A 10,294-nucleotide genomic window follows, 5' to 3' on the forward strand; every position below is an offset into this window, starting at 1 on the left:
GGGTTCGGCGCTGCCGCCGCGTCCCCCGCTGCCGACACCGCCTCCGCCGACCGGCACACAGCAGTTCTCGGCGATATACGAGAACCCGTCGGGGACCGGATACACGCCGTATCCGCCGCAGGTCTCCACGCCCGCACCGACGCCGCCGCCGGACCGCAAGCTGAGGTTCGGCCGCACTCAGGTGATGCTGGCGGCGGCGACGGTTCTGCTCCTCGGTATCGCCTTGATTCTCGCGTCGATGCTGGTCTTCGGTGGTGGCGACACCGGTACGACGCCCCAGACATCGTTGGCGCTGCCGCCGTCGGCGAGCACGACGACGGAGATCGTGACGCCCTCGACGACGACCGAATCGAAGACATCGACCACGCCCACGAGAACGTCGTCGACGAGCTCGGCGGGGCTGGCGGGCATGACCGGGATGGACAGCCAGGGGTTCGTCGGGCACACCACCCGCTGCGACGACGGCAATGCGGTGGTGGCAGCGATCCAGACCTCGATGTCCATGGCGGTGATTTGCGAGACGTCGCCGGGAAACTACCAGTACAGGGGTGAACGCCTGCGCGACGGCGCGAATCTGCAGCTGAACAATGCGGCGCCTGACGGCGGCGGGTTCGATGTGACGAATCCGGCCGACGGCGCCCGATACGAGATCCGGCCGGACCGGCTCAGGATCCTCAGCAATGGCGGGGTCGATTCCGACGAGCCGGCGCTGCAGTACGGGACGCGGTAGGGGAGATTCGATGGACCAGCGCAACGATCCGCCGGAAAATCCGGAGGACGCGAGGAAAGCCACCGAGGATCAGCGGGACCTGCAGGACGAACTCGAGCATCGAAACGACGATCCGGACGCGCCCGGCGGCCATCAAACCCGAGATCAGGTGGCCGACGAGACCTGACCCGGTGTTGATGCACCCGCGGACAACCTCGGCAAACCTGGTGTAGCTTCAAGCGACACATCAAAGCGGGTTCGCCGGCCGAGGAGTAAACGCGGTGGATACGGCGCCATTCGGGCACTATCAGCTGCAGGAGCTGATCGGTCGGGGCGGAATGGGCGAGGTCTACAGGGCCTTCGACACCAAGACCGATCGCATCGTCGCCCTGAAGCTGCTGCCGTCGCACCTGGCAAAGGACGCCGTCTTCCAGCAGCGCTTCCGGCGGGAGTCGCAGGCGGCAGCGGGCATCAACGAACCGCACGTGGTGCCGATCCACGGCTTCGGCGAGATCGACGACAAGCTCTACCTGGACATGCGACTGATCGACGGCCGCAACCTCGGGGCCATGCTTGGCGAGGACGACGACAAGACGCCGCTGAAGCCGGCGCTGGCGGTGTCGATCATCGACCAGGTCGCGGCAGCGCTGGACGCCGCGCACGAATTAGGTTTGATCCACCGCGACGTGAAGCCGTCGAACATCCTGGTCACCAAGAACGACTTCGCCTACCTCATCGACTTCGGGCTGGCCCGCACGGCTGGTCAGCAAGGGCTGACGACGGCGGGCAGCACGCTGGGGACGATGGCCTACATGTCGCCCGAGCGGTTCGAGGGCGGCGAGATCGATTCGCGCTCGGACGTCTATGCGCTCTCCTGCGTGCTCTACGAATGCCTGACGGGTTCGCGGCCGTATCCCGTGGACAGCCTCGAGCAGCAGATCGCCATGCATATCAACGCGCCTGCGCCGAAGCCGTCGGCCGTCGATCCGAAGCTGGCCGCGTTCGACGAGGTGATCGCCAGGGGGATGGCCAAGAAGCCGAGCCGGCGCTATCAGACCGCGGGCGAAATGGCCGCCGCCGCGCGACGCGCGCTCACCGTGCCGGTGCGGACGACTGGTAGATCCGGGCGGCATTCGGCTCGGCGCACCAAGGCGTCGACGCCGGGGCGGGGATTGTCCGGGCGCGTCCTGGCGATCCTTGGTGCCGCGGTGCTGCTCGGTGCGGCACTGGTTTTCGGGGCGTGGCAGTTCTGGGGCGGAAGCGAGGGCGCCCCTTCGGCAGGCCCGACGGCGACGTCGGCGCCCCCGGGGCCCTCGGACGATGCGGGCGGGTTGGTGCCGGCGATCGCGGCGACGCTGCCCGCCGGCATCAAGGAGTCGGGTCGGCTGACGGTCGGCGTCAACGTTCCCTACGCCCCAAACGAATTCAAGAACTCCGCGGGTGACATCGTCGGCTTCGACGTCGACCTGATCAATGCGGTGGCGAAGACGCTCGGCCTCATCCCGGAGTATCGCGAGTTCCTCTTCGAAGACATCATTCCGGCGGTTCAGAGTTCAGAGATCAACGTCGGGATGTCGTCGTTCACCGACACGCTGGAGCGCCAGGAGCAGGTCGACTTCGTCACCTATTTGGAAGCAGGGACGTTGTGGGCGCAGCGCAGCGGATCGGGCATCGACCCAAATGCGGCGTGCGGGTTGCGGATTGGGATGACGCCTGGCTCAACTCACGAAACCGTCGAGATTCCGGCCAAAAGCGATCAATGCGTCGCGGCCGGACTGCCGCCGGTGCAGGCGGTCGTCTACGACCGCCAGGACGCGCTCACCGCGGCGTTGATCAACGGTCAGATCGACGCGATGTCGGCGGACTCACCGGTGACGGGGTTCGCGATCAAGGGCAGCGGCGGCGCGCTGGAACCCGCGGGCGAGCAGTTCGACACCGCGCCGTACGGATGGCCGGTGCAGAAGGATTCGGGGTTGGCCGAATCCCTGCGGCAGGCGCTCGAGCACCTCATATCGACCGGCCAGTACGAGGCCATCGCCACCAAATGGGGAGTGGACAAAGGCATCATCGCCAAGCCGGTGATCAACGGCGCGATCAGCTGATCGCCCCGTCGCCGACCTAGTCCTCGAGCGCCCGCCCGACGATCAGCGGATCGGGCTCGCCGACCAATGACTCGTCCTTGTCGTCATAGTCGAACTTGGCGAGCAGGAAGCGCATCGCGTTGATGCGGGCGCGCTTCTTGTCGTTGCTCTTCACCACGATCCACGGCGCGATGTCGGTGTCCGTCACGCGGAACATGTCCTCCTTGGCCGCCGTGTACTCCGACCACCTGTCGATCGAGGCCAGGTCCATCGGCGAGAACTTCCACTGCCGAACCGGATCCACCAGCCGGATCGCGAACCGGGTGCGCTGCTCAGCCGGCGACACCGAGAACCAGAACTTGGTCAGGTGAATGCCCTCGCTGACGAGCATGTCCTCGAACATCGGCGCCTGCCGCAAGAACTCCAGATACTGCTCGGGCGTGCAGAAGCCCATCACCCGTTCCACTCCGGCGCGGTTGTACCAGGACCGATCGAACAGGACCATCTCGCCTGACGACGGCAGGTGCGCCGCGTAGCGCTGGAAATACCACTGCGACTTCTCGGTGTCGGTCGGCTTCTCCAACGCCACGACGCGCGCGCCGCGCGGGTTGAGGTGCTCCATCAACCGCTTGATGGTGCCGCCCTTACCGGCGGCGTCGCGACCCTCGAAGAGGATGACGTGCCGCGCGCCGGTCCGCTTACTCCAGTTCTGCAGCTTCAGAAGCTCGATCTGCAGCCGGCGCTTCAGCCACTCGTATTCGTTGCGCGACATCCGCTCGTCGTAGGGGTATCGCTCGCGCCAGGTCTCCACGGGCCTGCCGTCGCGGTCGAGCAGCACCGGATCGTCGTCGTCCTCGGTCTCGATCGTGTAGCCGTGCTCGTCGGTCGACAGGTCTTCGAGATCGATGTCGAGGTCGTCGTCGTTGGTGGCACCCACGAAAGGTGGGATACCCAATCAGCGAGCGGCGCTAGCGAGCACCCGCCCTCGCGCGCGAGGGACGACCACCCCGTCGCCGACCATTCTTCGGTCGTTGCGACGACGACGACGGCGCCGCCGGTGGAGCCGACGTCGGCTTCGGAGCCCGGTAGGGCGCGACCTCGCCTGCGACGGCGTGCACGGCGGCCGAGTCGGCGGTCACGTGCTGCGGCGTCACCTTGATTCCGGCACGGCGCATCAAAGCCTGTGTGTCCCTGCGCTGTTCGGGTAGCACGACGGTGACGACGTCGCCGTCATTGCCGGCCCGCGCGGTGCGTCCGGAGCGGTGAAGATAGGCCTTGTGCTCGGCGGGCGGATCGATGTGAACCACGAGTTCGATGCCGTCGACGTGCACACCACGCGCGGCGATATCGGTCGCCACCAGCACGCGGGCCTCGCCTGCGGCGAACGCCGCAAGGTTGCGGTCCCGCGCGGGCTGAGAAAGGTTTCCGTGCAGATCGACTGACGGAACACCCGATTCAGTCAGCTGTTTCGCGAGCTTGCGGGCCTGGTGCTTGGTGCGCATGAACAGGATCCGGCGGCCGTGCCCGGAGGCGAGGCGGTGCACCAGTTCCTTTTTGGCCTGCGCATCGGAGACATGAAAGACGTGGTGCGTCATCTCGGAAACATGCGAGTCGGCGCTGTCGACGGAGTGCATGACCTCGTTGCGCAGGAAGCGCTTGACCAGTTTGTCGACGCCGTTGTCGAGCGTAGCGGAGAACATCAGCCGCTGCCCGCCCGCCGGGGTGGCGGCGAGGATGCGCGTCACACCGGGCAGGAAGCCGAGATCGGCCATGTGATCGGCCTCGTCGATGACCGTGATCTCGACCGAATCAAGGCTGACGACTCGTTGCCTCATCAGATCTTCGAGCCGGCCCGGGCAGGCGACGACGATATCGGCCCCAGCCTTGAGCGCGGTGACCTGTCGGGACTGGGCCACGCCGCCGAAGATCGTGGTCACCGTCAGGCCGCAGGCGGCGGCCAGTGGCTGCAGTGCGGCGCTGATCTGGGTGGCCAGTTCGCGGGTCGGAGCGAGCACAAGTCCGGACGGCCGCGACGCGCGGCGGCGTCGCCCGGCGAGCCTGGTGACCAGCGGAATGGCGAAGGCCAGCGTCTTGCCGCTGCCGGTCTTGCCTCGGCCGAGCACGTCGCGGCCGGCAAGGGTGTCGGGCAGGGTTTCGGTCTGGATGGGAAAGGGTTGAGTGATCCCGCGCTCGGTGAGCACGTTGATCAAGGGCTGGCTGACGCCGAGGTCGGCGAAAGTCGTGTCGGTATTCAGGGCGGTGCCTTTCAGGCATCGATGTGATGAATTGGCGGCGCATGGTCGCGCGGTAGCTCAGCACATGGTGGCGAGATTGCCGGTGGGCAAAATCGATCGCCGCGATACAGCTGTGCTGGTGCACGAATCATCTGAGGCGGTCGCACGGCCCAATTTCTGGGCGGCGCCGAGGGATGAAGAAGCGTTTCACGACGTGTCGGCTGATCCATTGAACAGCCAACGTTGTATTCATAGTAGCCCACGATGCCGCGGGATCCCGCACGACTACGTTCAATGTGATGAAGAACGCGCAGCTGAGCCGGCGGGTTCGTGGCGTCGCCAGTGCTCCGCTCAGCTTCGCCTGGCTGGCCGTGCTGTTCGTCACAACACGCGTTCAGCGGTCGGCCGGGCGACGCAAGGCCAAACGAATCCAGCGGACCCATTCCACCAATCTCCGTCGCCTGCGAGCCGAGCCGTCGCGGGTGCTCGCCGCAAGCCTGTTCTGGCTCGACGACCGCAAATGGTCGCCTTACGTTCCGATGTTCGTCGGCGTCGTCGCGCCCGCCGAACGGCGGTTGCGTTGGTGGCGTTGGCTTCTCGTCGGGTTGGGCGCTCACGTCGTCGGAACGTACGTCGGCCAGAGCTACCTGCGTCTGCAGATTCGCAGGGGCAGAGCGCCGAAGCGACTCGTGGAAGCTCGCGATGTCGGAGTCAGCTACTTCCTCTTAGGCGTGGCAGGCACCCTGACCGGCTACGTCGCACCGCCGTGGCGATCCCGCAGCCAAGTCGCAGCCGTCGCCGCGCTGAGCGTCAACGCAGCCGCCAGGCCGACCTTCACCGAGATCGGGCACCTCACGGCGTTGCTGGTCGGTCTCGCCGCCATCCCGTTGGCGCCCGATCGTGACCGAGTGCCGTACCCACCGGCCGCATCCCGAAGCAAGATGGGCGGATGATCTTCACGCCGGGCATCACCGGTCTGCTGGTGATCGACCCGTACAACGACTTCATCTCCGAAGGCGGCAAGGTGTGGGACCGCCTCAAGGGCGTGGCCGAGGTCAACGGCTGTATCCCGCACATGAAGCAGGTGCTCGACGCCGCGCGCGAAGCGCAGATCCGGGTGTTCTACGCGCTGCACCACCGGTACCGCCTCGGCGACTACGAGACGTGGAAGTACATCGCGCCCATCCAGAAGGCCGCGTGGGACCGCAGGACGTTCGAGTTCGGCACGTGGGGCGGCGAGCTGCGCAATGAGTTTCTGCCGCAGCCGGGCGACGTCGTGGCCGAGGAGCATTGGTGCTCGAGCGGTTTCGCCAACACCGACCTGGACCTGCTGCTCAAGAAGCACGGCATACACGAGCTCATCGTCGTCGGGCTGATCGCGCACACCTGCCTCGAGGCGACCGTGCGCTATGGCGCCGAACTCGGCTACCAGATGACCGTCCTGAAGGACGCCACGACCAGCTACTCCGACGACCACATGCACGCCGCGCTGGAGGTGAACCTCCCCAACTACGCCGCCGTGGTGTCCACGGACGAGGTCGTCGACGCGATTCGCAACAGCCGATGAGTCAGGCGCGCCCCTGACCGTTGACCGAAACGTCGATGTTTCCTGCAGGGCTGCCGGGGTAGACCAGATCACAGCCATGTCCGTGTCAGTGATGGAGCGAGTGAAGGCGGTACCGCTCGAGATCCGCAAGGTCGCAACGATTCTCGCTATAGCACTGTTCATGGCGTCGTCGTTCGTCTGGGCCTACACCGTTGCGCTGGGCAGACCGATTCCCCGCCACCTGCCGATCGGTGTCGTCGGCGCGCCGTCCGCGCAGATCCTCAGTGAGCTCGAGGTCAGAGCTCACGAGTTCGACGAGCGCAGATACCCGTCGCGTGAGGCGGCGATCGCGGCGGTCAATCGCCAGGAGGTGCCCGCAGTCATCGATGCCAGCGTTACGCCGCCCCAACTGCTGGTGTCGAGCGCGAGCGACCCGTCGTCGGCGCGCGCCTTGATGCAACTCGACCAGTCCACGCCGGGGCGGTATCTGTTGCCGATCGTCGACCTGCATCCGCTGCCGGCATCGGATCCCGCGGGGCTTGCGACGTTCTATCTCGTCATCGCGGCCACGCTGCTCGGGTTCGTGACGATGTTCCAGCTGCGCGCCAACGTCAAGACGCTGACGCTGGGGCGATGGCTGGCGGTGGTCGGCATCCTGGCCGTCGTCGGTGGCGCGGCGCTCGCCGCGGTGGCCGGGCCGATCCTCGGGGCGTTGCGTGCGCCGTTCCCGGAGCTGTGGCTGCTGGTGTCGATGCAGATCGCGATCGCGGCATTGTTCAACTCGACGATGATCGTGCTGATTCACAAGTGGGCGATCATCCCGACGTGGGGGATGTTCATTCTGCTTGGCAACACCTCATCGGGCGGAGCGGTGTCCGCATCGCTTCTGCCGCAGCCGTTTGCGTTCCTGAACCACGCCCTGCCGAGCGGGGCGACGGTGAGCGCGATCCATTCGGCGGCGTACTTCCCGCACAATCAGCGGCTGCTGCCGTACGTCGTCTTGGCGGCGTGGCTCGTCGTCACGCTGACCGCGTTGATCATCTTCTCGCGCAAGCTGGGCCGCTCGCCCGCGCAAGCATGACGGCGTTGCCCCGTTCGCCCGCACCGGTAGACAGCTTCTCGATAGTGTCGCCTGCGTGGACTTCGAGCTCGACGACGAGCAGCGCAGATGGGTCGCCGAGGTACGGCAGTTCCTGGCCGTGAACGTCACGCCCGCGCTGAAGGCCGAGATGGCCGAGCACGGGCTGGAGTACCAGGGCGGGGAGCTGACGGCGTTCCGCCGCAAGATCGGCGAGAAGGGCTGGTTCGGTCTGAACTGGCCGACGGAGTACGGCGGCCTCGGCCTCACGGCGATGCATCAGCATCTGCTGATGAGCGAGTTCGAGTACGCCGGTGTGCCCGGGCCCGACCTGACGGTGACGTCGGTGGCGCCGATGATCATGCGGCACGGCACCGAGCAGAACAAGATGGACTTCCTGCCCGGCATCGCCCGGGGGGAGATCGTTTTCGCGCTCGGCTACTCCGAGCCCAACGCAGGCACCGACCTGGCCGCCCTGCGGACCCGCGCGGTCCGCGACGGCGACGAGTGGGTGATCAACGGCTCGAAAATCTGGAACAGCGGCGCCCAGCGGTCCACCCACGAGTGGCTGTGCGTGCGCACCGACCCCGACGCCCCGCGACACCGCGGCATCTCGGTGATGGCCGTTCCGATCGACAGCCCCGGCATCGAGATCCATCCGCTGTACGCCTGGTCGGGCTACCGCACCAACGAGACCTTCTTCAACGACGTCCGCGTCCCGGTGACCAACCTGATCGGCGAGGTCAACGCCGGCTGGACGTACATCATCGGGGCGCTGGACCTGGAGCGCGGCGCGCTGACCAACGCGGGCGACCTTCGACGCGCGCTCGACGACCTGATCGCGATGACGGGGCGCCCCGACCCGGTGTTCGGCCGCCGCCTCGCACAGGCCGAGGCCGACGTCGAGGTCGCCAGGCTGATGGGCCTGCAAGCCGCGTCGCTGCTCGACAGCGGCCGCATCCCGTCGGTGGAGGTCAGCGTCGAGAAGATCTTCACCAGCGAACTGCGTCAGCGCATCGCCGACCTCGCGATCGATCTGCTCGGACCCGACGGCCTTCGCGTCGGGAACTTCTTCGAGCGGCTCTATCGGGTGTCGCCGCTGATGCGGTTCGGCGGCGGCACCAACGAAGTCCTGCGCGACGTCATCGCCCAGCGCGGTCACACAATGCCCTCGTACGGTCGGTGACGCGATGCGAGTGATTTTGGATCAGGACCAACGCGATCTGGCCGCGATGTGCCGCAGCCTGCTGGCGGCAGAACTCGAGCCCGACGCGCAGTGGAAGGCGCTGGCCGACGCGGGCGTGCTCGGACTGCCTCTCGACGGCAGCCTCACCGACGTCGGCCTCTTCTGCGTCGAGGCCGGAAGAGCGTTGTGTTCAAGAGCCGTTCAGAGCACGGTGTACGCGGCATTGGCCATGGACTGGCTTGGTGTGCGGGCTTGGCTGCCTGGGCTCACGACCGGCGAGGCGCGCGCGACGATGGCCTTGTTCGACCCGCGGGATGCCTCCGACGTGACGCCGCGGCTGCAGGCGCGGGCTGACGGCGACCGCTGGCGGGTGAGTGGTGTAGCGGATTTCGTCGCCGACGCGGATGTCGCCGCCGTGCTGATTGTCAGCACCGACGCAGGTGTGACGGTCGTTGACGCCTCGACGCCCGGCATCACGGTTGAGCCCGTGCCGCTGATGGGCGGCCAGGCATTCACGGTGCGGTTCGACGAAGTGGTGGTCGACGACGTGGCGGCGGTCGGTGAGGACCATTTGCGCCGCTTCGCCAATGCCGTTGTGGCGCTGGACTGCCTGGACCTTGTCGGCGTCGGCGAGGCGGTGATCGACCACACGGTCGACTACACGAAGATGCGTGAACAGTTCGGAAGGCCGATCGCGTCGTTTCAGGCGGCACAGCATCTGGTTGCCGACATGCACATCGCGCTGACGGCGGCCCGGCTCGCCGCGCAGTCGGCGGTGTTCTGGATCGGGAAGGGCCGCACCGGCACGCGCGAAACGGCGGTAGCGCGGATACGCGCGGCCGAGGTCAAGAAGATCACGCTGGACGCACATCAGTTGCACGGCGGTATGGGCTATGTGGTCGATACCGGCTTGTACCGGTATTCCGAACGCGCGCGGGTGCTGTCGACGGTGGGAGGGGGTGCCGATATCGCCGCGAAATGGCTTGAGGACGAGAAGGACTGGGAGGGCCGGCGGTGACCGGAGGTTCTCGGGGCAGCCTCATCGATCCGGAGTCGGCGGGGAGAATCGGCCAGGTCGTCGCCGTCGTGACCGGCGAGGTGTACCGGCGGGACTGGCAGCGGTGGGCGGCGGCGGTCGGCGACCACAACCCGCTGTGGTTCGACCCCGACTACGCGCGCGGGCACGGCTACCGCGACATCGTCTGCCCGCCGTTGTATCTGCAGTACTCGATTCTGGGTGTCGCGGCGCTCGGCGACCTGCGGCCGGACGGCTCGTCGGGCGCGGTGACGGGCAGCATGGCGTTTCCTCGTGCGCCTCGGCGGATGGCCGGTGGCGAGAGCACTGCGTTCCATCTGCCCGCTTACCACGGCGACGCGGTCGAGATGACGCGCACCGTCGACTCGATCGTCGAAAAGGAAGGCAGGTCAGGCAGATTCGTGTTGGTGATGTGGCGTACCGA

Annotated in this window: 10 protein-coding genes and 1 pseudogene; 9 read left to right on the forward strand and 2 right to left on the reverse strand. The window is 66.9% G+C overall.

The features are described 5' to 3' along the window. The 3 genes and pseudogenes from QOC76_RS04480 to stpK7 form a co-directional block, all read left to right on the forward strand. A pseudogene (locus tag QOC76_RS04480) lies at window positions 1-730 on the forward strand (serine/threonine protein kinase); the annotation flags it as partial. Window positions 731-740: 10 nt separating this feature from the next. Continuing rightward, the gene (locus QOC76_RS04485) at window positions 741-896 is read left to right on the forward strand and encodes a hypothetical protein (protein WP_526354615.1); all 156 of its coding nucleotides are present in this window, start codon (window positions 741-743) and stop codon (window positions 894-896) included. A gap of 94 nt (window positions 897-990) precedes the next feature. After that, entirely contained in the window at window positions 991-2,811 is a 1,821-nt protein-coding gene (gene stpK7, locus QOC76_RS04490) for a serine/threonine protein kinase StpK7 (protein ID WP_526354617.1), read from the forward strand. A 16-nt stretch (window positions 2,812-2,827) separates the two neighbouring features. Here the strand turns inward: stpK7 and ppk2 are convergent, their stop codons facing one another. Together ppk2 and QOC76_RS04500 are read right to left on the reverse strand one after the other, a co-directional pair. Further along, window positions 2,828-3,682, reverse strand: a complete 855-nt coding sequence (ppk2, locus tag QOC76_RS04495) for a polyphosphate kinase 2 (protein WP_526354631.1) — start codon at window positions 3,680-3,682, stop codon at window positions 2,828-2,830. Between the two features lie 76 nt (window positions 3,683-3,758). Next, window positions 3,759-5,045: a DEAD/DEAH box helicase gene (locus QOC76_RS04500; protein ID WP_526354633.1), complete on the reverse strand. Its 1,287-nt coding sequence runs from the start codon at window positions 5,043-5,045 to the stop codon at window positions 3,759-3,761. A gap of 278 nt (window positions 5,046-5,323) precedes the next feature. Between QOC76_RS04500 and QOC76_RS04505 the strand changes: the two genes are divergently transcribed. The 6 genes from QOC76_RS04505 to QOC76_RS04530 form a co-directional block, all read left to right on the forward strand. Beyond that, complete coding sequence (locus tag QOC76_RS04505; RefSeq protein WP_526354619.1) at window positions 5,324-5,977, forward strand: rhomboid-like protein; 654 nt, start codon at window positions 5,324-5,326, stop codon at window positions 5,975-5,977. Then, on the forward strand, window positions 5,974-6,591 hold the full coding sequence (locus QOC76_RS04510) for a cysteine hydrolase family protein (protein WP_526354621.1): 618 nt from the start codon (window positions 5,974-5,976) through the stop codon (window positions 6,589-6,591). The genes QOC76_RS04505 and QOC76_RS04510 overlap by 4 nt, the downstream gene beginning before the upstream one ends. Before the next feature lie 76 nt (window positions 6,592-6,667). Further along, window positions 6,668-7,651 carry a DUF3533 domain-containing protein gene (locus QOC76_RS04515; protein ID WP_526354623.1) on the forward strand — a complete coding sequence of 328 codons (984 nt, stop codon included), beginning with the start codon at window positions 6,668-6,670 and terminating at the stop codon, window positions 7,649-7,651. Window positions 7,652-7,706: 55 nt separating this feature from the next. Next, window positions 7,707-8,834: an acyl-CoA dehydrogenase family protein gene (locus QOC76_RS04520; protein ID WP_526354625.1), complete on the forward strand. Its 1,128-nt coding sequence runs from the start codon at window positions 7,707-7,709 to the stop codon at window positions 8,832-8,834. A 4-nt stretch (window positions 8,835-8,838) separates the two neighbouring features. Further along, window positions 8,839-9,852 carry an acyl-CoA dehydrogenase family protein gene (locus QOC76_RS04525; RefSeq protein ID WP_526354627.1) on the forward strand — a complete coding sequence of 338 codons (1,014 nt, stop codon included), beginning with the start codon at window positions 8,839-8,841 and terminating at the stop codon, window positions 9,850-9,852. After that, a partial coding sequence (locus tag QOC76_RS04530; protein WP_526354629.1) for a MaoC family dehydratase occupies window positions 9,849-10,294 on the forward strand: 446 nt, incomplete at its 3' end. The genes QOC76_RS04525 and QOC76_RS04530, both read left to right, overlap by 4 nt.

This window comes from Mycobacterium sp., assembly GCF_032159565.1.
GTDB lineage: Bacteria > Actinomycetota > Actinomycetes > Mycobacteriales > Mycobacteriaceae > Mycobacterium.